Origin of the sequence: Streptomyces sp. NPDC048643, assembly GCF_040650615.1 — a bacterium.
Classification (GTDB): domain Bacteria; phylum Actinomycetota; class Actinomycetes; order Streptomycetales; family Streptomycetaceae; genus Streptomyces.
Genome location: NZ_JBEZHO010000023.1, coordinates 69,542 through 91,640, shown reverse-complemented (window position 1 = coordinate 91,640; position 22,099 = coordinate 69,542). Strand labels below are relative to the sequence as shown.

At 70.8% G+C, this 22,099-nt stretch carries 20 protein-coding genes and 1 pseudogene; 14 read left to right on the top strand and 7 right to left on the bottom strand.

Annotation, left to right across the window (positions count from 1 at the left end):
* Positions 1-118 precede the first annotated feature (118 nt).
* The 4 genes from AB0C62_RS23075 to AB0C62_RS23060 all read left to right on the top strand — a co-directional run bounded on the left by AB0C62_RS23075 (position 119) and on the right by AB0C62_RS23060 (position 4,521).
* Positions 119-937 carry a Tat pathway signal sequence domain protein gene (locus tag AB0C62_RS23075; RefSeq protein WP_362975918.1) on the top strand — a complete coding sequence of 273 codons (819 nt, stop codon included), beginning with the start codon at positions 119-121 and terminating at the stop codon, positions 935-937.
* Positions 938-1,001: 64 nt separating this feature from the next.
* Positions 1,002-2,318 (top strand): copper amine oxidase, encoded by a 1,317-nt coding sequence (locus AB0C62_RS23070; RefSeq protein ID WP_362975916.1) that lies wholly within the window; start codon positions 1,002-1,004, stop codon positions 2,316-2,318.
* 119 nt (positions 2,319-2,437) lie between these two features.
* Entirely contained in the window at positions 2,438-3,676 is a 1,239-nt protein-coding gene (locus tag AB0C62_RS23065; protein WP_362975914.1) for an SAV2148 family HEPN domain-containing protein, read from the top strand.
* Between the two features lie 122 nt (positions 3,677-3,798).
* Positions 3,799-4,521: a 3'-5' exonuclease gene (locus AB0C62_RS23060; protein WP_362975912.1), complete on the top strand. Its 723-nt coding sequence runs from the start codon at positions 3,799-3,801 to the stop codon at positions 4,519-4,521.
* A 64-nt stretch (positions 4,522-4,585) separates the two neighbouring features.
* On the opposite strand, the gene AB0C62_RS23055 is transcribed toward AB0C62_RS23060, so the two are convergent.
* Complete coding sequence (locus AB0C62_RS23055) at positions 4,586-5,449, bottom strand: aminoglycoside phosphotransferase family protein (protein ID WP_362975910.1); 864 nt, start codon at positions 5,447-5,449, stop codon at positions 4,586-4,588.
* Positions 5,450-5,649: 200 nt separating this feature from the next.
* Between AB0C62_RS23055 and AB0C62_RS23050 the strand changes: the two genes are divergently transcribed.
* From AB0C62_RS23050 to AB0C62_RS23030, 5 genes are all read left to right on the top strand, one after another.
* Positions 5,650-6,588 (top strand): sugar ABC transporter permease, encoded by a 939-nt coding sequence (locus tag AB0C62_RS23050; RefSeq protein WP_362975908.1) that lies wholly within the window; start codon positions 5,650-5,652, stop codon positions 6,586-6,588.
* Positions 6,585-7,418 carry a carbohydrate ABC transporter permease gene (locus AB0C62_RS23045; protein ID WP_362975906.1) on the top strand — a complete coding sequence of 278 codons (834 nt, stop codon included), beginning with the start codon at positions 6,585-6,587 and terminating at the stop codon, positions 7,416-7,418. The genes AB0C62_RS23050 and AB0C62_RS23045 overlap by 4 nt, the downstream gene beginning before the upstream one ends.
* Positions 7,418-8,701: a sugar ABC transporter substrate-binding protein gene (locus AB0C62_RS23040; RefSeq protein WP_362975904.1), complete on the top strand. Its 1,284-nt coding sequence runs from the start codon at positions 7,418-7,420 to the stop codon at positions 8,699-8,701. The genes AB0C62_RS23045 and AB0C62_RS23040 overlap by 1 nt, the downstream gene beginning before the upstream one ends.
* Positions 8,702-8,719: 18 nt before the next feature.
* Complete coding sequence (gene mgt, locus AB0C62_RS23035) at positions 8,720-9,949, top strand: macrolide-inactivating glycosyltransferase (protein ID WP_362975902.1); 1,230 nt, start codon at positions 8,720-8,722, stop codon at positions 9,947-9,949.
* A gap of 307 nt (positions 9,950-10,256) precedes the next feature.
* Entirely contained in the window at positions 10,257-11,255 is a 999-nt protein-coding gene (locus tag AB0C62_RS23030) for a CDP-alcohol phosphatidyltransferase family protein (RefSeq protein WP_362975900.1), read from the top strand.
* Positions 11,256-11,363: 108 nt separating this feature from the next.
* Here AB0C62_RS23030 and AB0C62_RS23025 read toward each other — a convergent pair whose 3' ends face one another.
* The gene (locus AB0C62_RS23025; RefSeq protein ID WP_362975898.1) at positions 11,364-13,646 is read right to left on the bottom strand and encodes an MMPL family transporter; all 2,283 of its coding nucleotides are present in this window, start codon (positions 13,644-13,646) and stop codon (positions 11,364-11,366) included.
* A 205-nt stretch (positions 13,647-13,851) separates the two neighbouring features.
* On the opposite strand from AB0C62_RS23025, the pseudogene AB0C62_RS23020 reads away from it, so the two are divergent.
* From AB0C62_RS23020 to AB0C62_RS23000, 5 genes and pseudogenes are all read left to right on the top strand, one after another.
* Positions 13,852-14,100, top strand: a pseudogene (locus AB0C62_RS23020) (S8 family serine peptidase); the annotation flags it as partial.
* Between the two features lie 64 nt (positions 14,101-14,164).
* Positions 14,165-14,713, top strand: a complete 549-nt coding sequence (locus AB0C62_RS23015; RefSeq protein WP_362975896.1) for a DUF1697 domain-containing protein — start codon at positions 14,165-14,167, stop codon at positions 14,711-14,713.
* Entirely contained in the window at positions 14,706-15,077 is a 372-nt protein-coding gene (locus tag AB0C62_RS23010; protein WP_362975894.1) for a nuclear transport factor 2 family protein, read from the top strand. Before AB0C62_RS23015 ends, AB0C62_RS23010 begins: the two co-directional genes overlap by 8 nt.
* A gap of 53 nt (positions 15,078-15,130) precedes the next feature.
* Positions 15,131-16,171: a 2-dehydropantoate 2-reductase N-terminal domain-containing protein gene (locus AB0C62_RS23005; RefSeq protein WP_362975892.1), complete on the top strand. Its 1,041-nt coding sequence runs from the start codon at positions 15,131-15,133 to the stop codon at positions 16,169-16,171.
* A 111-nt stretch (positions 16,172-16,282) separates the two neighbouring features.
* On the top strand, positions 16,283-16,900 hold the full coding sequence (locus AB0C62_RS23000; protein WP_362975890.1) for a DsbA family protein: 618 nt from the start codon (positions 16,283-16,285) through the stop codon (positions 16,898-16,900).
* Positions 16,901-16,929: 29 nt separating this feature from the next.
* On the opposite strand, the gene AB0C62_RS22995 is transcribed toward AB0C62_RS23000, so the two are convergent.
* The 5 genes from AB0C62_RS22995 to AB0C62_RS22975 form a co-directional block, all read right to left on the bottom strand.
* A complete protein-coding gene (locus AB0C62_RS22995) occupies positions 16,930-17,676 on the bottom strand; it encodes a sirohydrochlorin chelatase (RefSeq protein ID WP_362975888.1) in 747 nt (248 codons plus the stop codon).
* Positions 17,677-17,683: 7 nt separating this feature from the next.
* Entirely contained in the window at positions 17,684-18,586 is a 903-nt protein-coding gene (locus AB0C62_RS22990) for an ABC transporter permease (RefSeq protein ID WP_362975886.1), read from the bottom strand.
* Complete coding sequence (locus AB0C62_RS22985) at positions 18,573-19,361, bottom strand: ABC transporter ATP-binding protein (RefSeq protein WP_362975884.1); 789 nt, start codon at positions 19,359-19,361, stop codon at positions 18,573-18,575. Before AB0C62_RS22985 ends, AB0C62_RS22990 begins: the two co-directional genes overlap by 14 nt.
* A gap of 36 nt (positions 19,362-19,397) precedes the next feature.
* Complete coding sequence (locus AB0C62_RS22980; protein ID WP_164375266.1) at positions 19,398-20,507, bottom strand: aliphatic sulfonate ABC transporter substrate-binding protein; 1,110 nt, start codon at positions 20,505-20,507, stop codon at positions 19,398-19,400.
* Between the two features lie 235 nt (positions 20,508-20,742).
* Positions 20,743-22,098: a GTP-binding protein gene (locus AB0C62_RS22975; RefSeq protein WP_362975882.1), complete on the bottom strand. Its 1,356-nt coding sequence runs from the start codon at positions 22,096-22,098 to the stop codon at positions 20,743-20,745.
* Between the last annotated feature and the right edge of the window lies 1 nt (position 22,099).

Below are 22,099 nucleotides of genomic sequence, written 5' to 3'. Positions count from 1 at the left end.
AAGTGATGGAACCTCCTATGACTTACACCCCTCTTACCCCGCGACCAGGCATACCTCGTATGCCGAACCAGTGGGGCTTCGAACGACTCCTGTCACCACAGGGGGAGTAGGGGGAAATGTGCGCAGGACAGTGCACCGCCATCTGGGCAAGGTGGTGGCGGGCGCGGCCATCGCGGTGGCCGGTACGGCCGTGATGATCGGCATCACCCTTCCGGGGTCGGCGGGGGCCGACGACACCGGCGGGGGCAAAGGAGGCGGGGGAACCGCCGAGCAGGCCGCGGAGCAGGGACAGGCACCGGACGGCGCGGTGCGTCCCGGTGTCGTCGAGCAGGCGCCGGCCCAGGGGGAGAAGGGCACCGGTCGTGACCCGCTGACCGACGACGAGATGAAGCGTGTCGAGCGCATCGCGGTGAGCCGGCAGCTCTTCAACTCCAGCGAGAACGTCGAGGGCGCGCGCGGACCGCAGCGCCTCGGCATCGACCTCACCGAACCCGAGACGTCGGAACTGGACGACCCGAACGCGCCGCGGCGCGCCGACGTCACGTTCTACGACTACAAGGACGACACGCTCGTCACCCGGACCGTCAACCTCGACACCGGGACGGTCGAGCACACGGGCGTCCAGCACGACGTGCAGCCGCCGATCAGCCGGGCCGAGATGACCGAGGCCGCCGACCTGCTGATCGCCGACCCGCTCGGCGCCGGCCTGAAGGCCGACTACAAGGACGCGACCGGCAAGGGCCTGACCTCGTCCGGACAGCTCATCCTGAACAGCATGGTCTACCGCGCCACGCCCGGCGCGCAGCCCGCCGTCCTGGACGCCTGCGGCGTGCACCGGTGCGTGCGGCTCTTCCCGAAGGTCAAGAACGGGCCCTGGATCGACAGCCGTGACCTGGTGATCGACCTGAGTGCCCGCAAGGTCGGCAAGCTCGGCTGAGCGCCGGCCGCCCGACCCTTCTTCCTTCCCACCTTCACCGCCTTCCGCAAGGAGTCACTTCCTCATGCGCGTCAACAGAAACAGCCGTGTCCGCAGCCGCGCGGCGGCGGGCCTCTCGGTGCTCGCCCTGGCCGCCGGCGCCACGACGGCCGCGGGACCGGCCGTCGCCCAGCCCAAGGCCGCCCCGGCACCGGCCCCCGACTGCAGCGCCGCGTACCGCATCGAGCAGAAGCTCGCCACCGGCACCACCTGGCGGATGTGCTGGCACTACGAGAGCGAGGCCGGGCTCGTCCTGGAGGACATCTCCTACCAGCCCCCCGGCGAGGCCGCTCCGATCAAGGTCCTCAGCACCGCCAAGCTCGCCCAGATCGACGTCCCCTACGACGACGGCTCCGTCGAGTACAGCGACCTGACGGGCGCCGGGTTCGGCCAGGGGCTGATGGACATGGCCCCCACCGAGTGCCCGGGCGGGACCATCAAGACGGTCAAGGTCCCCGAGGCCTGGGACCCGCAGCACGCGAACGTCAAGGGCCTGTGCACCACGACCCGTTCACGCGGCCACGCCTACCGGATGCAGGCCGACACGGGGAACAAGGTCTTCCAGAAGCAGGGCAAGGACCTGCTCGTCTACACCGTCAACAAGGTCGGCTGGTACGAGTACATCACCGAGTGGCGTTTCCAGGACGACGGCACCGTCAACATGAACGTCGGCGCCACCGGCAGCCTCTCGCCCGGTGACTACGACGCCGGTGACGGCCGCGGCTGGCCGCTCGGCAAGGGCGCCAAGGACTACGCCACCAGCCACAGCCACAACGTCTTCTGGCGGCTCAACTTCGGCCTCGACGGCTCGTCCAAGGCCAAGGTCGAGCAGTACGACTCCACGGTCAGCCCGCCCGCGCACGGTGCCGAGGCGCCCAGCAAGAAGACCACGCTCACCAAGGTCACCAAGGAGCTGGCGGGCGACGCCAAGAACTCGCGCTGGTGGCGGATCGTCAGCAACTCCGGCAAGAACAAGGACAACCACGCCCGCTCCTACGAGCTGGTCCCGGGCGCGACGACCAAGTACCTCGGCCGCACCTTCACCCAGCACGACGTCTACTTCACCGAGTACAACAAGTGCGAGCAGTTCGCCAGCGACAACCTGCGCAACTGCGGTGCCGGACACGGCAAGTCCGTCGACAAGTGGGTCGGCGGACAGACCCTCACGCACCCCGTGGTCTGGGTCAACGTGGGCTTCCACCACATCGCCCGTGACGAGGACCAGCAGCCCATGCCGGTCCACTGGCAGGGCTTCTCCATCGCCCCGCGCGACGTCACCGCTATGAATCCGCTCACTCCGCCGGAGCTGGCGAACCAGAACGGGCAAGCGCAACCGCGGTAGTTGGGAAACAGCCTGTCCATCGGGCTGCATCGCCGACCGCTCCCGGAGTACCCTTCCTTGATCGTTGATTGGGGCCTGGCCCCTGGGGATTGCTCGGGGGAGCGGAAGGCGGTGCGTGGGTGGGCTCGGGAGGGCTGGAGCTGCCTCCTGGTGACGAGGGTCACGAGGGGAACTCCACAGATGTCCCACCCGGCGCGGTGTCCCTGGCACGGCCGATGGAGATGGGATCCATTGGACCGGAACTGGACTGGGGTGCCGACGCCTGGCGCGAGGTGCGCACCCGCGCGCAGCGGGCCGGCCGCGCCTACATCTGGCTGAACCTGGTCGAACAGCGGCTGCGCGCGGTCGTGGCCGCCGTCCTGCGCCCCATCTACGAACCCGTCCACGGCGACGACTGGGTGGTCGCCGCCGCCGGACCCGCCGGACAGGAGTGGGTGCAGCGCGCGGTCGCCGTGCGGGAAGTCAGCCGCCGCAAGGGCTACTTGCTCGACCCGGCCGACGACAACGTGCTGAGCTTCCTCACCCTGCCGCAGCTGCGCGAGTTGATGGTGCAGCACTGGCCCTGCTTCGAGCCGTACTTCGACGAACGCCGCGACGTCGAACTCGCCCTGGACGAGCTCGAAGTGACCCGGAACGTCGTCTCGCGCAACCGTGCCTTGTCCGAGGCGGTCCTCGGACAGGCGGAGCGGGCCGCGGGGAAGCTTCTGGAGATCCTCGGCGCCGGCAGCGACGTGCCCTCCGCCCGCCGGCTGCCCGTCGACGCCGTCGAGGAACTCGTCGGCGACCGGTACGCGGACGTCGTCGGGGTCCACTCCGACCGCGTGCGGCTGCTCCGTCAGTTCCCCGCCGAGGACCTCTTCGGAGGCGCCCGCCGGCTCGACGCGATCGGCATCGGGCTGAACCTGCTGGTGCAGAACTTCTCCGGACGCAGGCTCGTCCGCCTCGCCGAGTCCGGCTGCCGGGTCCGCCTGCTGTTCCTGAACCCCGCCTCCAGCGCGGTGAAGCGCCGTGAGCGTGAACTCGGCATCAAGCGCGGCGAGTTGAGCCGCGCCGTCGAGATGAACATCCTGCACATGCGCCGGGTGCGGTCCAAGCTGCGGGACCCGGACGCCTTCGAGATCCAGGTCTTCGACGAGACCCCCCGCTTCACCGCCTACCTCGTGGACGGGGACGGCTCGGACGGCATCGCGGTCGTGCAGTCGTACCTGCGCCGTACGCGCGGCATGGAGGCGCCGGTGCTCGTGCTGCGGGGCGGCAGTCGAACGGTCAAACCGGACGACAAGGATGAAGAGGGTCTCTTCCCGACCTATCGCGAGGAGTTCGAGGTGGCTTGGGCTGATTCGCGGCCCGTGTCCTGAAAGGGCCCACCCGGCGCACGCACCCGTCCGGCGTCCGGCGGAACGCGGTCCCCGGATTGTCAGTGGCCCGTGCGATCGTGGAGACCACTGGGGGAAAGCACCACGAAGAAGGGGGGCCATCCATGGGCTGGCACCGGGAGCTGCTGATCGGCTTCGACCTGGAGACGACCGGGACCGATCCGCAGGAGGCGCGCATCGTCACGGGTGCCGTGATCGAGGTCAGGGACGGTGAGCCGAGAGGGCGCCGCGAGTGGCTGGCCGATCCGGGCGTGGAGATCCCGGCCGACGCGGTGGCCGTGCACGGGATCACGAACGAGCGGGCGGCCTCCGAGGGCCGCCCCGCCGACGAGGTCGCCGAAGCACTCGCCGACGTCCTCACCGGTTACTGGAAGACGGGCGTCCCCGTCGTCGCGTACAACGCCGCCTTCGACCTCACCCTGCTCTCCGCCGAACTGCGCCGCCACGGACTGCCGTCGCTGCGCGACCGGCTCGGCGGCAGCGACCCGGCGCCGGTCATCGACCCGTACACGATCGACCGCTCCGTCGACCGCTACCGCCGGGGCAAGCGCAACCTGGAAGCCGTCTGCACCGAGTACGGCGTGGCCCTGGACACCGCGCACGACGCCTCGGCCGACGCACTCGCGGCCGCCCGGCTCGCCTGCGCGATAGCCGACCGCCACCCCAAGGTGGCGACCCTCGGCCCCGCCGAACTGCACCGCAGCCAGATCGAGTGGTATGCCGCCTGGGCGGCCGACTTCCAGAGCTTCCTGCGCCGCAAGGGCGAGGCCGACGCCGTGGTGGACGGGACCTGGCCCCTGCGCGCCCTGGCCGACGAGCGCGTCTGAGCCCGCCCGCCCGGCCGTCGTCCGCCCTGCCCCGCTCCGCCCCTGAAGGGCTCCGGCGTGCGGGTCAGAAGGGGTACCAGCGCACGGTCTCGTCGCCGTCCCGCAGCGAGGCGACCCGGCGTTCGAACTCGGCCCGCGCCTTGGGGCCGGTCGGCGCGTGCTGGGCGACCCAGGCGCAACTGGCGGTCTCCCGGGCGCCCCGCAGTACCGAGCAGCCCTCCCACTCCCGGACGTCCCAGCCGTAGGTCCCGGTGAACGCGTCGTACGCCTCGGTCGGAAGTCCGTAGCGGTCGCGGGAGAGCGCCATGACCACCAGGTCGTGCTCGCGCAGATCCGCGGAGAAGGTCTCCAGGTCGACCAGCACCGGTCCGTCCGGGCCGACATGGACGTTGCGCGGCAGCGCGTCTCCGTGGATCGGGCCCGGCGGCAGATGCGGGGTGAGCGCGGTGGCGGCCGAGGCGAAACCGTCCCGCCGCTCCCGCAGGTACGCGGCGTCCGCCGGGTCGATCGCGTCGCCCGCCAGGCGCAGCCAGCGCTCCACACCACCGAGGAGTTCTCGGGGCGGCAGGGCGAAGCCGGGGGAGGGCAACGCGTGCACGATCCGCAGCAGTTCGGCCAGATCGCGGGGCTCGGCGGGGCGTACGGCATCGGGCAGCCGGTGCCACACCGTCACCGGGTGTCCGTCGACCAGCAGCGGCGCGGGCTCGGCGGCCCGCACCGCGGGAACGTCCGAGGCGGCGAGCCAGCCCGCGATGTCCAGTTCCCGCCGTGCGCGGTCGAGGAGTTCCGCGTCCCGGCCCACCTTCACCACCAGGTCACCGGCGGCGAACACCGCGTTCTCGCCGAGCGCGAGGAGCGTCGCGTCCCGCGCCGACCCCGGCAGTACGTCCGCCGCGGCCAGTACGTCCCGCGCCCGTGCCTCGTCCATCGCTCGCCTCCGTGTCCTCGCGCGGCCCGCGCGCTGTCGCTCGTCACGGCGTCGGGTTCACGCCATCCGTCCGCCAGTGTCGCATTGCCACAGGTCGGACCACGTGCACGGTGTCTTGACGACCCACAGCGCCTTCACGACCATGACGGGGGCCGCCGGGACGGCCGGACCCCGTGAGCCGCCCGAAGGAGCTGAGTGACGTGACCTTGACGGCCAGGACGGAGCGGTCGGCGCGGGGAGCGCCCCGCGCCACGGGCCGGGACGGCAGTCCCGCGGATCACGGCGCCTGGTTCCTGGTGCTGCCCGCGCTGATCCCCATCCTGGTGCTGAGCGTAGGACCGCTGCTGTACGGGATCGGGCTGGCGTTCACCGACTCCCAGTCCGGACGGACGGCGCCCACGCAGTGGGTCGGCGCTCTGAACTTCCGGGACCTGCTGCACGACACCCTGTTCTGGGAGTCGTTCCGGATCGGTCTGGTGTGGGCGGTCGGGGTGACCGTCCCGCAGTTCCTCCTCGCCCTCGGGCTGGCCCTGCTGCTCAGCCAGGACCTGCGGCTGCGCTGGCTGGCCCGCGCCCTCGCGATCGTCCCCTGGGCCATGCCCGAGGTCGTCGTCGGCATCATGTGGCGGCTCGTCTACAACCCCGACGCGGGCATCCTCAACGAGACCCTGCGCGACCTCGGTCTCGGTGACGGCCGCGACTGGCTGAGCGGACTCGGTACCGCCCTTCCCGCGGTCGTCGTCGTCGGTGTCTGGGCGGGCATGCCGCAGACGACCGTCGCGCTGCTCGCCGGACTCCAGAACACCCCGCGTGAACTGCACGAGGCCGCGGCGATGGACGGCGCGGGCGCCTGGCGCCGCTTCCTGACGGTCACCTGGCCCGCGCTGCGACCGGTCGCCCTCGCGATCACCGCGCTCAACTTCATCTGGAACTTCAACTCGTTCGCGCTGGTCTACGTGCTGACCAACGGCGGTCCGGGCGGGCGGACGCGACTGCCGATGCTCTTCGCCTACGAAGAGGCCTTCCGCTACGGGCAGTTCGGCTACGCGGCGGCGATGGGCTGTGTGATGGTCGCGGTGATCTCGGTGATCCTCGCCCTGCGGCTCGTGGCCACGCTCAGGGGAGGCGACGACACGTGAGGACCCGCAAAGGAGCCCGCGCCGGCCAGTACGCGGCACTGCTCTGCTATCTCGTCTTTCTCGCCTTCCCCTTCCTCTGGCTGATCTCCACCGCCTTCAAACCGGCCCGGGAGCTGGCGAGTCTGCACCCGACGTGGATCCCCCACGACCCGACGCTCGCCAACTTCCGGCAGGCCTTCGACGAGCAGCCGCTGCTGCGCGCCGCGCTCAACTCCCTGACGGCGGCTCTCGGCGCTTCCTTGATCGCCGTGGTGATCGCGACGCCGATGGCCTACGTCATCGCGCGGCACCGCACCCCGCTCGCGAAGGCCGCCACCGGGTGGGTCGTGGTCAGCCAGGCCTTCCCCTTCGTCCTGGTGATCATCCCGCTGTTCCTCGTGCTCAAGAACCTGCGGCTGATCGACTCGATGACGGGACTGATCATGGTGTACGTGGTGTGGGCGCTGCCGTTCGCGCTGTGGATGCTCGTCGGATACGTACGGGCGGTTCCCGCCGAGCTGGAGGAGGCCGCGGCGGTCGACGGCGCGGGCAGGGTGCGCACGCTGGTGTCCGTCACCGCGCCGCTGCTGGCGCCGGGCATCGTGGCGACGGCGCTGTTCGCGTTCATCAGCGCCTGGAACGAGTTCTTCTTCGCGCTGGTCCTGCTCAAGACCCCGGAGAAACAGACGCTCCCGGTCATCCTCACGCACTTCATCGGCGCGGAGGGCGTCGCGGACCTCGGACCGTTGGCCGCGGCGGCGTTCCTCGCGACCCTGCCGTCCCTGGTGGTGTTCGCGCTCATCCAGAAGCGGATCACGGGCGGCATGCTCGCCGGGGCGGTGAAGAGCTGATGCGCACACGGCTCCTGACGGTCCTCGCCGTCCTCGGCCTGCTCCTCACCGCCTGCACGGACGACGGCGGCGGGCGCGCGCACGGTGTGATCACGTTGCGCTTCCAGTCCCTGGCCTGGCAGCAGGACTCCGTCACCGCCAACAAGGAGCTGGTGAAGGAGTGGAACGCGAGCCATCCCGGCGTCAAGGTCGATTACGTGCAGGGCAGTTGGGACAGCGTCCATGACCAGCTGCTCACCTCCTTCGAGGGCGGCGAGGCGCCGGACATCATCCACGACGCCTCGGACGACCTCGCGGACTTCGCGTACGGCGGCTACCTCGCCGACCTGCGCGGGCTGCTGCCGACTCGGCTGAAGTCGGAGATCCCGCAGCGGAGTTGGGAGGCGGCCACCTTCGGTGACGGGGTCTACGGCGTGCCCTTCCTCCAGGAGCCGCGCGTCCTCGTCGCCAACTCCCGCCTGCTGAAGGCGTCCGGAGTGCGCGTCCCCACCCCGGACAGGCCCTGGAGCTGGGGCGAGTTCCGCTCGGTGGCGAAGAAGCTCACCGGGAAGGGCACGTACGGCGTCGCGTGGCCGCTGAAGGAACCGGTCTCGGCCACGCTCAACCTCTCCCTCTCGACAGGCGGTCGGCTCTTCCACCGGGGCGCGGACGGCAAGGTGACCGTGCGGTTCGGGGACGCCGACGCCGTGGTGCCGCGGACCGTGCGCGACCAGGTGGCCACGGACCACAGCGCGTCGGGCACCACGCTCGGCATGGGCGGGTCCGACACGCTCCCCGGCTTCTTCGGCGGCAAGTACGCGATGGTCCCCCTCGGCCTCTCCTACCGTCAGCAGATCGCGCAGCAGGCCCCGAAGGGCTTCGACTGGCAGGTGCTGCCCGCGCCCGCAGGAGCCGACGGCCTCACCCAGGGGGTGAGCCCGCAGACGCTCTCCATCGCCGAGGACAGCCCGCACAAGAAGGAGGCCGCCGCGTTCCTCGACTTCCTGTTGCGGCCGAAGAACATGGTGCGGCTCGCCCTCGGTGACTGGATGCTGCCCACCGGCACGCAGGCGCTGCGCGATCCGGCCCTGCACACCGCGAAGAACGACTGGGCCACCGGCACCGCGCTCGCGGACCGGCTGCGCCCCGCGCCCGCCCAGTCCGTGCGCGGCTATCCGGAGTGGAAGGACAAGGTGGCGACCCCCGCGTTCCAGGAGTACTACAGCGGCGCGATCGGACTCCGTGAGCTGCGCGAGCGCCTGGAGAGGGACGGGAACCTGGTGCTGGCCCGCTACCAGCGCTGAGGCAGCTCGCCTTAATAAATGGACGAGACGTCTCGTCTCGCTTATGGTCGACGCATGACCAGTCGACCTGCCCATATCGCCATGTTCTCCATCGCCGCGCACGGCCATGTGAACCCGAGCATCGAGGTGATCAGGGAACTCGTCGCCCGCGGCCACCGGGTCACGTACGCGATCCCGCCCGCCTTCGCCGACAAGGTCGCCGAGGTCGGCGCCGAACCGAAGCTCTGGGACTCGACCCTGCCCACCGACGACGACCCGGACGCGTGGGGGACCGAGCTGATCGACAACATCGAGCCCTTCCTCGCGGACGCCCTCCAGGCCGAACCGCAGCTCGCCGCGGCCTACGCGGGGGACGAGCCGGACCTCGTGCTGTACGACATCACGGCCTATCCCGCCCGCGTGCTCGCCCACCGCTGGGGCGTCCCCCTCGTGCAGCTCTCGCCGAGCATGGTGGCCTGGGAGGGCTACGACGAGGAGGTCGGCAAGCCCTTGTTCGAGCCGCTCAAGCAGACCCCGCGCGGCAAGGCCTTCTATGAGACCTTCGCCGGCTGGATCGCCGGGAACGGCATGGACCTGAGCGTCGAGGACTTCATGGGACGCCCCGACCGCTGTCTCGTGCTCATCCCGCGGGCCCTGCAGCCCAACGCGGACCGGGTCGACGAGGAGCGCTACACCTTCGTCGGCGCCTGCCAGGGCGACCGCGCCGAGCAGGGGGAGTGGCGGCGGCCCGCCGGTGCCGGGCGGGTGCTGCTCGTGTCCCTGGGCTCCAGCTTCACCAAGCAGCCCGCTTTCTATCGCGCGTGCGCGGAGGCGTTCGCGGACCTCCCGGACTGGCATGTCGTCCTGCAGATCGGCACGTTCGTCGACCCCGCGGAGCTGGGCGAGCTGCCGGGCAACGTGGAGGTGCACTCCTGGGTACCGCAACTGTCCGTCCTGCGCCAGGCCGACGCGTTCGTCACCCACGCGGGCGCGGGCGGCAGCCAGGAGGGCCTCGCCACCGCCACCCCGATGGTCGCCGTACCGCAGGCGGCCGACCAGTTCGGCAACGCGGACATGCTCCAGGCGCTCGGCGTCGCCCGCCACCTCCCGACGGCCGAGGCGACGGCCACGGCGCTGCGCGAGGCGGTCCTCGCGGTGGCCGACGATCCCGAGGTGGCGCGGCGGCTCGAGGAGATCCGGGAACGGATGGCGCGGGAGGGCGGCACCCACAGGGCGGCGGATCTCGTCGAGGCGCAATTGCGCGGCTGAGCCGGCACGACGGCACGACGGCACGGCGGCGGTACGGAAAGGCCCCCGGAATGTCACCGTCCAGGGGTCTTTCGGTGCCGCCGCGTCATGGTTGCGCCTGAACAGTGAAGTCCTGGCGCGCATTGGATAACGGTCGGGCATTTGTGTAACGCTCAGGTAACGCGGGCCTCACCGGGCATATCCATGGACCCGGTAATCAAGGAGACCGTTACCCCTTCCAAAAGGTTGCACGGGGCGGATCTTGCGACTTCGGCCACCGGATTCTTAGCGTGAGGTTAATTCCAGTCGAACACCAGGAAGTTGACCCATGCGATCCACACGCCGAGACATACCGCACCTCGCCGAGGTACGCCGCATCACGGAGAAGAAGCGCGACGCCTGGTGGACGGTGCTGCTCGTCGATCCGGTCGCCACTCCTCTGGTGCGGCAGCTCGCCCTGCGGACGCGGGTCACCCCGAACCAGATCACCTGGGGCGCCTTCCTGCTCGGACTGGCCTCGGCGGCCTGCTTCGCGCTCGGCGACTGGCGCTGGCTCGTCGCGGGCGCGGTCATCTACCACGTGAGCTTCATCTTCGACTGCATGGACGGCAAGCTGGCCCGGCTGACCGGTCAGGGCTCGGTGTTCGGCGCCTGGCTGGACTTCGTCTTCGACCGCATCCGGGTGGCCGTGTGCGCGGTGGCGCTGATGGGCGGCCAGTACGAGCGCACGGGAGAGACGCTGTACATCTGGCTGGCGCTCGCCGTCGTCGGCCTCGACACCCTGCGCTACATCAACTCCCTGGAGATCTTCAAGATCCGCCATTCGATGCGGAAGCAGATCAAGTCGAGGATGCGGGAGGCGCGCCGCGCGGAGAACCAGGCCGAACTGAGCTTCATGGAGGACCTGCTGCGCGACAACCCCGAGGCCGACATCGAGCAGGACATGACGAGGGCCGAGGAAGCCGCCGCGACGCAGAACACGCTGGAGAACGCGGCAGGGACGCCGGTGGACGTGACGCCCGTCGCCCCGGCCCGTGTCATCGACCTCCAGCAGGAGTTCCGCCGGCGATTCCCGACCTATCTGCGGCTGCGTTCCTTCCTGCTGCGGCACCGCATTCGCGCCCACCTGGTGAGCGGCATCGAATTCCAGATGGGCGTCTTCATGATCGGCCCGCTGCTCGACTCCGTGATGGGGGCGACCATCGTCTCCGGAGTGCTGCTCCTCGTCTTCGAACTCGCCATCATCTACAAACTGCTGCTGTCCACCCGGGACTTCACGCGCACGATCGACTCCTTCGAGCGCGACTCGGTGGCCAAGGCCGCCTGAGCCCTCCTCGCCCTCGCGGCGGGACGGCGAGGTGGCCGGGGCGAACGCGCGCCCCGGCCACCCGATCCGACCGGCCCCCGGCGCCGCCGCCGACGGGCCGGTCCCGTGTCAGGCCCCCACCCGCTCGCCCTCCACCGCCGTCGGAGGGGTCGGTGCGACCGCCTCGGCCGCCTCGTCGTGGGTCAGGTCGGGCATCCGGTTCAGCCACTTCGGCAGGTACCAGTTGCGCTCGCCGAGCAGCGCCATCACGGCGGGGAGCAGGACACCCCGGATGATCGTCGCGTCGATGAGCACCGCGGCCGCCAGGCCCACACCCATCTGCTTCATGGACTGCATGGACAGCGTCCCGAAGATCGCGAAGACGGCGACCATGATGACGGCGGCGCTGGTGACCACGCCCGCGGTGGTGACCACCCCGTGCCGGATGGCGTCCTTGGTGTCGCGGCCCCGCAGCCGTGCCTCACGGATCCGGGAGACCACGAACACGTGGTAGTCCATCGAGAGCCCGAAGAGGATCACGAAGAGGAACAGCGGCAGCCAGGCCACGATGGCCCCGACGCCCTCCGCGCCCACCAGGGAGGCGCCCCAGCCGTGCTGGAAGACGGCGACCAGGATTCCGTACGCGGCGGCCACCGACAGCAGGTTGAGCACGATCGAGGTGATCGCGATCGTCAGCGAGCGGAACGAGACGAGCATCAGCAGGAAGGCGAAGACGACCACGAAGGCGAAGACCGGGGTCACCGAGCCGATCAGCTGGTCGTTGAAGTCGTGCGATCCCGCGACCTGTCCGGTGATCGGCGCCTGGACGCCCTCGACCTTGCCGAGTGTCTCGGGACGCACCGTGTCCCGCAGCAGTTGCAGGCTCTTCTCCGCCTTGTCCTGGTCGGAACCGCCGACCAGCGGTACGTACACGAAGGCCACGTTGTGCTCGGCGTGCACCTTGATGTCGACCGGCCCTCGTGAGGCCCCCGAAACGACCGCCTGCTCACGGAAGTCGGCGAGCGCCGCCTTCACGTCGCCGGCGTTGATGTTCCGCGCCTTGACGACCACCTCGGCGGGCTCGGAACCGCCCGGGAAGGCGTCGTTGACCCGGTTGTAGGTGCCCACGATGGGCAGCGAGTCACCGAACTCCTGGTCCAGGGTGAGCTGCTGGGTCTTCATGCCCAGCGCCGGAGCCGCGATGGCGAGCAGGGCGCCCGTCGCGACCACGAGGGAGATCGCGGGCCTGGCGAGCACGACCCGCAGGACCGCGCCCCAGAACCGGCTGCCCTCCGCGGCCGGACGACGGTTCGTCCGGCCTCCGTTCGCGTCGCGCCGCTTGGCCCGGTGCAGGAACGGCACGCGGCCCTTCTCGACGCGTTCGCCGAGCAGGGAGAGCAGCGCGGGCAGCACGGTGACCGAGCCGACCATGGCGACCGCGACGACCATCAGCGAGGCCAGACCCATCGCCTCGAACTCGGCGAGCCCGGTGAAGAGCATGCCCGCCATCGCCACGCACACCGTGACACCCGAGACGATGATGGCGCGGCCACTGGTCGCGGCGGCGATCCGCAGAGCGGTCGCGGCGTCCCGTCCGGCCTCGCGCTCCTCGCGCTCACGCCGCAGGTAGAACAGGCAGTAGTCGACGCCGACGGCCAGACCCACCAGGAGCATCACGGAGTTGGCCGTGTCGCTCATCGGCATCAGATGGCTGACGACACCCATGAGGCCCATCGTCGCCATGATGGCGGTGACCGCGAGCGCGACCGGGAGCAGCGCCGCCACCAGCGCGCCGAACGCGATGAGCAGGATGCCCAGCGCCACCGGCACGGCGGACAGTTCGGCCTTCTGGAAGTCGTCGCCGAACGCGTCGTCGTACTGCTTCATCATGCTCGCGCCGCCGATCTCCTCGATCCGCAGCCCGGCGTGGTCCTTGCGGACGCTCTCGACGGCCTTCAGCACGGGTTCGACGCGCTCGCCCGCCGTGTCGGAGTCGCCGCGCATGTCGAACTGCACGAGCGCGCTGCGGCCGTCCTTGGAGATCGTCCCGGTGTCGTACGGCGAGGTCACGTCGGTGACCTTGCCGGTGGCGTCGACGGCCTCGACGACAGCGGCGACAGCGCTCCTGAAGTCGGAGTCCGTGGCCCTGCCGGCCGCGTCCTTCGCCTGCACGAGCACCGACTCACTGGCCGGCTCCTCGATACCGGCGTCCTCGATGATCTTGGCCGCGGTGTGCGTCTCGCCCTTGAGCTGGTCGCTCTCGTTGACGTCGACTCGGCCCGCCGCCGAGCCGAGACCCATCGCCAGCACGACGAACAGCACCCAGATCCCGACGGCCGCCCATCGGTGCCGGGCGCTCCAGCCGCCTGCCCGGGCGGCGATGCCCCGCACCCGTGTGTGTCCGTTTGCCATGACGAGCCAGCCCCCTTGTGCGTGGTGACGGCCCCTGCCGTCACCTTCCACCTCGACGGTATGGGCCGCGTAAGAGCGTCTCGTCGTGCTGTCCGGTGAGCCCCGGGCCCGGCGTCTCCTCCCCGCGGACCCCGACGACCTCCGCACTGCGGAGGAGCAAGCCCCTTACATCTAACGGGAGTTCTCGGGGGCGTCGGTCAGGGGCGTGGACATCTACGCGCCCGGCTCGGACATCACCTCCGACCGGAACACCTCGGACTCCGCCCCCCACACCATCTCCGGCACCTCGATGGCCACACCCCCCGCCACGGGTGCCGCCACCGTCGATCTCGCCGGTCACCCGGACGCCGCGCCCGCCCAGGTCTCCGTCACTCTCACCGGCGGCGCCACCGCCGACACGATCTCCCATCCGAGCGCGGGCACGCCCGACACACTCCTGAGGGTCGTCGAGTAGCCCCATGGGCCGCGGCCGTCGTGCCCACCCCCACGGGGCACGACGGCCGCTTTATGGTGTGCGGATGACGACGACGTACGCGGCGCTGTTGCGCGGCATCAATGTGGGCGGCGCGAAGAAGGTGCCGATGGCCGAGCTGCGCACCCTGATGGAAGGACTCGGGCACGGCGACGTCCGTACGTATCTCCAGAGCGGGAACGCCGCGTTCAGCAGCGCGCACGGTGACGAGGAGAGCCTCGCCGCCGAACTGTCCACGGCCATCGAGCAGCGGTTCGGGTTCGGCGTCGGCGTCCTCGTCCGCGACCACCGTTACCTGAAGGCCGTACGGGAGGCTTGCCCGTTCCCCGCCGCCGAGCTGGAGGCCAAGCAGGTGCACGTCACCTACTTCTCGGACCCCGTCGACGCCGAACGCTTCGCCTCCGTCGAACCCGCGGCCTTCCTCCCCGAGGAGTTCCGCCTCGGCGACCGCGCCCTGTACCTGTACGCGCCCGACGGCCTCGGCCGGTCCAAGCTCGCGGAGGTGCTGGCCAGGCCCCGGCTGCTCAAGGGTGTCCTCGCCACCACGCGGAACTGGAACACCGTCGTCAAACTGGAGGAGCTGACCGGTGTCTGAGCGCAACCCCGCCGTCGAGGCCGCCGTCGAGGGCGAACTGCGCCTGCTCGACCCCGAGGTCCGCCGCTCCGCCGACCTCGTCGGCGCCCTGCTGCACCCCGACTTCTACGAGTTCGGCTCGTCCGGCCACATCTGGGACCGCGCCTCGATCATCGCTGCCCTGGCCGCCGAGACGGAGACCGGCGGCCACAGCACCACCTCGCGCATGAAGGGGGCCCAGCTCGCCGCGGACCTCGTGCACCTGACGTTCGACACCGACAACAACGGCCGCCGCGCGCACCGCAGTTCGCTGTGGCGACGCTCCGGCGACGCCTGGCTGCTCTACTTCCACCAGGGCACCCCCTTCGGCGCCACCGAGGCCTGACCGGCTGCGGCATTCCGGGTGGCCGCTACACCCTTCTGTGCGAGGCTCGTCGTATGCGCTACATCATCATCGGGGCGGGAGCGGTCGGCGGGGCCGTCGGCGGGCGGCTGGCCGAGGCCGGGCACGAGGTCGTCCTCGTCGCGCGGGGAGCCCACCTGACGGCGCTGCGCGCCGACGGCCTGCGGCTCGTGACCCCCGAGGGCCCGCGCGTCCACCGGCTCCCCGCCGTGGAGGGGCCGGCCGAACTCGGCGAACTGCGCCCCGACGACGTGCTCGTGCTCACCGTCAAGACCCAGGACGGCGAGACCGCGCTCAGGGACTGGGGGTCCGCGCCCGTGGCGGGCGGCGGTTGGGCCGCGGAACGGCTGCCGGTCGTGTGCGCGCAGAACGGCGTGGAGAGCGGGCGTCTCGCGCTGCGCCGCTTCCACCGGGTCTACGGCGTCTGCGTCTGGCTGCCCGCGACCTTCGTCGAACCCGGCACGGTCGCCGCGGCCGGCAGCCCGCTCACCGGCATCCTGCACCTCGGCCGGTATCCGGACGGCACCGACGACACGCTCCGCCGGATCGCCGCCGACCTGGAGACGGCACACTTCGAGGCGCCGGTCGTGCCGGACGTCGCGCGCTGGCAGTACGCCAAACTCCTCGGCAACCTCGCCAACGCGATCGAGGCGGTCAGCGGCGTCCTCACCCGCGAGGAGGGGCTGGAGCTCTTCAACCGGGTACGGGCGGAGGGCACCGCGGTCCTGGACGCCGCCGAGATCGCGTACGCCGGCGAGGAGGAGCAGACCAGGGCCCGCGGCGACAAGATCACCTTCAAGCCCTTCGACGGCTCCCCGCGCCGCGGCGGTTCCTCCTGGCAGTCCCTCGACCGCGGCACCGGCACCATCGAGGCCGACTACCTCAACGGCGAGATCGCCCTGCTGGGCCGGCTGCACGGTGTACCGACCCCGCTCAACGACCTGCTCCAGCGACTGGCGAACAGCTTCGCCCGCGAACGCCGGCCCGCGGGGTCGATGCCGATGACGGAACTGGTCCGCCTCGCCGACGAGGCTGTCGCGTCCGCCCGGGAAGGCGGGGCGGCGCGTCCCCGCTGAGGACGCCGGCGGGCGCACGGCCGAACAGCGGGACCGGAGCGGAATTGGACCAGGAAAGATGCTCCCGATCGGCCCAGGACTCTGTACCGGTGTGTCCCTACCCTGGACCGTATGACGACCGCCGCACCCACCCGCGTCGACTTCTGGTTCGACGCCGCCTGCCCCTTCGCCTGGATCACCTCGCGCTGGATCCTCGAGGTCGAGCGGCTGCGCCCCCTCGACCTCCGCTTCCACCCGATGAGCCTGTACCTGCACAACGCGGGCAACGAACTCCCCGACTGGTACCGGGACCTGGTCGACCGGTCCATCGGTCCGGTCCGCGTCGCGGTGGCCGCGGCCGAGCGGCACGGCGACGGGGTGCTGCGGGACCTGTACACCGCCTTCGGCACGCGCATCCACGAGCGCGGGGTCAAGGACTTCGACACCGTGGTCGCCGAGTCCCTCGCCGAGCTGGGACTCCCGGCCGAACTGGCGGACGCGACATACGACTCCGCGTACGACGAGGCGGTGCGGCGCGGTCACGACGCGGGCAGGGAGCCGGACTCCGGGTCCTATGTGGGGACGCCCACCCTCCATGTCGACGGGACGGTGTGGTTCGGGCCGGTGCTCCGGGCGGTCCCGCGCGGCGAGCGGGCGGCCGAACTCTTCGACAGCTTCCGCGTCCTGGCCGCCGACCCGGACTTCTTCGAGCTCAAGCGGACCCGCACCGGCGGTCTCTCCTTCGACTGAGCGGAGCGCCGAGGGGTCCCGGCCGCGCGTCAGGCGCCGAGCGCCGCCAGGGCCGGCATCCGGGCCTCGTCGTAGCGGTCCAGCAGGACCCGGGCCACCTCCGGCGCGGGGCCGAGGACGTCGGCGAGGACGTCCGCCTGTTCCGCGCCCCGCGCGATGCGGTCCGGGAGGAAACCGGGCGCCAGCACGTACGGAGCGACGGCCACGCGTTCGCAGCCCAGCGCCCGCAGGTCACGCACCGCGTCCTCGGTACGCGGCAGGGACGCGGAGGCGAACGCGGGCCGCACGGCGCACCAACCGGTGTGCCGCCACTCCCGCGCGATTGCTGCGATCACCGCGATCGCCTCCGGGTCGGTGGACCCCGCCGAGGCCAGTACGACCCCGGTCGAGGACTTGTCGGCGGGCGTCAGCCCCGCCTCGTACAGCCGGCGTTCGAGCGCCGCCGTCAGCAGCGGCGACGGGCCGAGCACCTCGGCCTGGCGCACCCGCATCCGGGACGGCGCCTCGCGCAGCACCGCGGGGATGTCCGACTTGGCGTGGAAGGCACGCGTCAGCAGCAGCGGCAGCGCCACCACGTCCCGCACACCCTCCGCGTCCAGAGACGTCAACACGGCTTGGACGGACGGGATGTTGAAGTCGAGGAAACCCGTCTCCACGCGCAGGCCCGGGCGCGCGGCACGCACCCGTCGTACCAGGGCGTGCACCGTCGCGGCGTGCCGCGGATCGCGGCTGCCGTGGGCGATGACGACGAGGACGGGACGCTCGGGCCTGCTCATGACGGTGTCAGCCCTTCACCAGGAGTCCGCGGCTGCGCAGCACCCACCGCTCCACCGGGCTGAAGATCAGCAGGTCGATGGCGATGCCGACGAACAGGATGAGGAAGATGGCGAGGAAGACCATCGACATGGAGCTGGCGTTGCGGCCGTTCTCCAGCAACTGACCGAGACCCACGCCGAGGTCGGGGGAGGAGGCGATGATCTCCGCGGCCATCAGCGACCGCCAGGAGAACGCCCAGCCCTGCTTCAGACCGGCGAGGTAGCCGGGCAGCGCGGCCGGCATCACGACGTGCCAGGTGCCGCGCAGGCCCGTCGCACCCATCGTGCGGCCCGCCCGCAGGAACAGCGGCGGCACCTGGTCCACGCCCGACACCAGACCGTTGGCGATCGAGGGGACCGCGCCCAGCAGGATCACCGCGTACATCATCGAGTTGTTCAGACCCAGCCAGATCACGGCCGGCGGCACCCAGGCCACCGACGGGAGAGACTGGAGACCGGACAGGATCGGGCCGATCGCGGCGCGCACGAACTTCACCCGGGCGACCAGCAGACCCAGCGGGGTCCCGATCACCAGGGCGAACAGGAAGCCGAGCAGACCGCGGGAGACGCTGGTCCAGATGTAGTCGAGCAGCGTGCCCTTGAGCCAGGCGTCCTGCACCTCGGCCCAGACGTCCGACGGCGAGGGCAGCTTGGTCGGGTCGTCGACGATCTTGAAGGTGATCAGGGCCTGCCAGGCGACCAGCACCACCGCGGCGGCGATGAGCGGCGGCAGCACCTTCTGCCGGAACGTCGTCCCGTAGGACCTGCGGCGGGTGACGGAGGACTCCAGCGCGTCGAGTCCCGCCTCCAGACCGCCCAGCCCGTCGGTCTCCTTGACGGCGGCGTCGGCCTTGGTCTCAGTGCTGGCCATGGCGGCGGATCTCCCCACGCAGTTCTTCGGTGATCTCGATGGACAGTTCGGCCACGGGCGCGTCCTCGATGCGGCGCGGCTGCGGGATGTCGACCGTCCACTCGCGGGCCACGCGCCCCGGACGCGACGACAGCAGGACCACGCGCTGCGCGAGTCGCACCGCCTCGCGCACGTTGTGCGTGACGAACAGGACGGACACACCCGTCTCGCGCCAGATCCGGGTCAGCTCGTCGTGCAGCACGTCCCGGGTGATCGCGTCCAGCGCCGCGAACGGCTCGTCCATCAGCAGGATCTGGCTGTCCTGTGCGAGCGCCCGCGCCAGTGCCACCCGCTGGCGCATACCGCCGGACAGCTCGTGCACCCGCTTGCCGTACGCGCCCTGCAGCCGGACGAGTCCGAGCAGTTCCTCGGCCCTGTCGCGCCGCTCGGCCTTCGGAACTCCCCTCAGACGCAGGGCGAGTTCGATGTTCTTGCCCGCGGTGAGCCACGGGAACAGGGCGTGCTCCTGGAACATCAGAGCGGGGCGCCCATGGGTCGTGATGTCACCGGCGGAGGGCTTGTCGAGCCCCGCCACCAGGTTCAGCAGGGTGGACTTGCCGCACCCCGAGGCCCCCAGGAGGGTGACGAACTCGCCCGGCGCGACATCGAGGGTGATGTCGTCCAGGACGAGCTGGGGTCCCGCAGGTCCGGCGAAGGACTTCGAGACGTGCTCGATGCGGGCGGCGTACTCCGTCGTACCGACGCCGTCCGCGGCGTTGGCGAGGGTCGTGGCCATGGTCGTCACCTCCTGGGAACTCTTCGGGATCCGGGCTTACTTGACGCCGAGACCGGCGTCTTCGACCGGGCTCTCGCCCGCGGCCTTGAGGACCTTGTTCAGGAGCGTGAGGTCGTAGATGCCCTTCAGGTCGGGCTTCTCCAGGAGACCGGCCTTCACCGCGTGGTCCGCCTCGGTGGTCAGGGTGGAGGCCAGCGGGTCGTTGATGATCTGGATGGACTTCCAGGCCGGGTCCAGGACATCGGCGGGCAGGGCCTTGCCCGAGTCCGCCTCCAGCTGCTTGTTCGCCGACGCCTTCGCCTCGTCCGGGTTGGCGTTGATCCACTTGTTGGTCTCGACCGAGCCCTTGAGGACCGCCTCGACGACCTTCGGGTGCTCCGTGAGGAACTTCTGCGACACGATGATGTTCGTGATCACGAACTTCTTGTCGGGCCACAGGTCCCGCTCGTCGAGCAGCACCTTGCCGCCCTCGGCGACCAGCTTGGACGCGGTCGGCTCCGGCACCCAGGCGCCGTCGATGGAGCCGGACTTGTAGGCGTCCGGGGTGATCTTGTTGTCGGTACGGACGACCGAGACGTCACCCTTGCCGCTCTGGGCGTCGACCTTCCAGCCCTGCTCCGCCGCCCAGTTGAGGAACGCGACGTCCTGGGTGTTGCCGAGCTGCGGTGTCGCGATCTTCTTGCCCTTGACGTCCTTCAGGGACTTGATCTTCTTCGGGTTGACGACGAGCTTGACGCCGCCCGAAGCCGAACCGCCGATGATGCGCAGGCTCTTGCCCTGGGACTTCGTGAAGCCGTTGATGGACGGCGAGGGGCCGATCCAGCCGATGTCGATGGACCCCGAGTTGAGGGCCTCGATCTCGGAGGGGCCGGCGTTGAAGATCTGGTACTTCGCCGAGGTGGCGCCGAGCTCCTTCTGGAAGAAGCCCTTCTGGTTGCCGACCAACGCGGTGGCGTGCGTCAGGTTGCCGAAGTAGCCGATCTTCACGGAGTCGAGTCCGTCGATCTTCTTCGAGCCGGCGGCGACCTTCGCCTTGGTGTCGTCCTTGGCGTCGGAGCCGTAGCTGCACGCCGCGAGGGCGAGCAGGGGCAGCGCGGTGGCGACGGCGAGGCCGCGGCGCACCAGGGCGGAGCGGTGGGAGCGGATGGCAGGCACGGGAGGTGTTCCTCTCGTTGGCCCGGCGGTCACGCCTTTCTCAGGTCGTGGCCGGGAGGTCGGCAGGTCTTCGTCTTCGCTGGCTGTGGGGGGACGGGGCGCGCAGGCAGTGCGCGTACGTCATCGCGCACATCGCGCGACTCCGCCCTGCCCGCTGCCGAGGGCGCCGCTGCCGACGCGGCCGCCCTCCTTCGCGAACGTGGAGTAGTAGTCGATGGGGTTCATGTCAGAAGTCCCACCCGTCCTCGTCGGCGTCGTTCGCGACCGGCTGCGGCGCGGCGAACGACTCGCCGACCATGCCCGCGGTCAGCGTCGTGCCGTCGGCCGGGTCGATCAGGATGAACGCGCCGGTGCGCCGGGAGTCGGCGTACGCGTCGAGGGGGAGCGGTTCGGCGGTGCGGATCTTGACGCGGCCGATGTCGTTGGCGACCAGCCGGCCCGGGTGCGGGTGCAGCGAGAGGTCGTCCAGGGTCAGCCGGGACGGGATGTCCTTGACGATCGCCTTGACCGTGCGGGTGCCGTGCTTGAGCAGGACCCGGTGGCCGACGGTGAGCGGGGCGTCGGCCACGTGGCAGACGGTCGCCTCCACGTCCTGCGTGGTCGGCGGCGCGTCCTTGCTCGGTACGAGCAGGTCACCGCGGGAGATGTCGATGTCGTCCTCCAGCAGGAGGGTCACCGACTGCGGGGTCCAGGCCACGTTCACGGGCGTGCCCAGCAGATCGATGGCGGCCACCTTCGAGGTGCGGCCGGACGGCAGCACGGTGACGCTCTCGCCGACGTGGAACGTGCCGGCGGCTATCTGGCCCGCGTACCCCCGGTAGTCGGGGTGCTCGGCGGTCTGCGGGCGGATCACGTACTGCACGGGCAGCCGCGCGTGGCAGTGCGCCAGGTCGTGGCTGACGGGCACGGTCTCCAGGTGTTCGAGCACTGTGGGGCCGCCGTACCAGTCCATGTTGGCGGAGGGCTCCACGACGTTGTCGCCGGCCAGCGCCGAGATGGGGATCGCGGTGATCTCGGGGACGCCCAGCTCGGAGGCGTACGCCGTGAACTCCTCGGCGATCGCCGCGAAGACGGTCTCCTCGTACGCGACGAGGTCCATCTTGTTCACCGCGAGGACCACGTGCGGGACGCGGAGCAGGGCGGCGACGGCGGCGTGCCGGCGGGTCTGCTCGATGACGCCGTTGCGGGCGTCGACGAGGACGACGGCCAGGTCCGCGGTGGAGGCGCCGGTGACCATGTTCCGCGTGTACTGCACGTGCCCGGGGGTGTCGGCGAGGATGAACCGGCGGCGCGCGGTCGCGAAGTACCGGTAGGCGACGTCGATCGTGATGCCCTGTTCCCGCTCGGCGCGCAGGCCGTCGGTGAGCAGGGCGAGGTCCGGGGTGTCCTGGCCGCGGCCGGCCGAGACCCGCTCCACGGCCTCCAGCTGGTCCGTGAGGATCGACTTGGAGTCGTGCAGCAGCCGCCCGACGAGGGTCGACTTGCCGTCGTCGACGGAACCGGCGGTCGCGAAGCGCAGCAGGGTGGTCGCCGACAACTGCTCGACCGACAGCGGCTCGGTGGGTTCGGTGGTGCTGGTCATG

Bases quoted from the DNA above. Each gene is read 5' to 3' on its own strand.
- AB0C62_RS23040 (WP_362975904.1), top strand. From the start codon at position 7,418: ATGCGCACACGGCTCCTGACGGTCCTCGCCGTCCTCGGCCTGCTCCTC.
- AB0C62_RS23000 (WP_362975890.1), top strand. From the start codon at position 16,283: ATGACGACCGCCGCACCCACCCGCGTCGACTTCTGGTTCGACGCCGCC.
- AB0C62_RS23015 (WP_362975896.1), top strand. From the start codon at position 14,165: ATGACGACGACGTACGCGGCGCTGTTGCGCGGCATCAATGTGGGCGGC.
- AB0C62_RS23030 (WP_362975900.1), top strand. From the start codon at position 10,257: ATGCGATCCACACGCCGAGACATACCGCACCTCGCCGAGGTACGCCGC.
- AB0C62_RS23005 (WP_362975892.1), top strand. From the start codon at position 15,131: ATGCGCTACATCATCATCGGGGCGGGAGCGGTCGGCGGGGCCGTCGGC.
- AB0C62_RS22985 (WP_362975884.1), bottom strand. From the start codon at position 19,361: ATGGCCACGACCCTCGCCAACGCCGCGGACGGCGTCGGTACGACGGAG.
- AB0C62_RS23060 (WP_362975912.1), top strand. From the start codon at position 3,799: ATGGGCTGGCACCGGGAGCTGCTGATCGGCTTCGACCTGGAGACGACC.
- AB0C62_RS22995 (WP_362975888.1), bottom strand. From the start codon at position 17,676: ATGAGCAGGCCCGAGCGTCCCGTCCTCGTCGTCATCGCCCACGGCAGC.
- AB0C62_RS23070 (WP_362975916.1), top strand. From the start codon at position 1,002: ATGCGCGTCAACAGAAACAGCCGTGTCCGCAGCCGCGCGGCGGCGGGC.
- AB0C62_RS22975 (WP_362975882.1), bottom strand. From the start codon at position 22,098: ATGACCAGCACCACCGAACCCACCGAGCCGCTGTCGGTCGAGCAGTTG.
- AB0C62_RS23055 (WP_362975910.1), bottom strand. From the start codon at position 5,449: ATGGACGAGGCACGGGCGCGGGACGTACTGGCCGCGGCGGACGTACTG.
- mgt (WP_362975902.1), top strand. From the start codon at position 8,720: ATGGACGAGACGTCTCGTCTCGCTTATGGTCGACGCATGACCAGTCGA.
- AB0C62_RS22990 (WP_362975886.1), bottom strand. From the start codon at position 18,586: ATGGCCAGCACTGAGACCAAGGCCGACGCCGCCGTCAAGGAGACCGAC.
- AB0C62_RS23025 (WP_362975898.1), bottom strand. From the start codon at position 13,646: ATGGCAAACGGACACACACGGGTGCGGGGCATCGCCGCCCGGGCAGGC.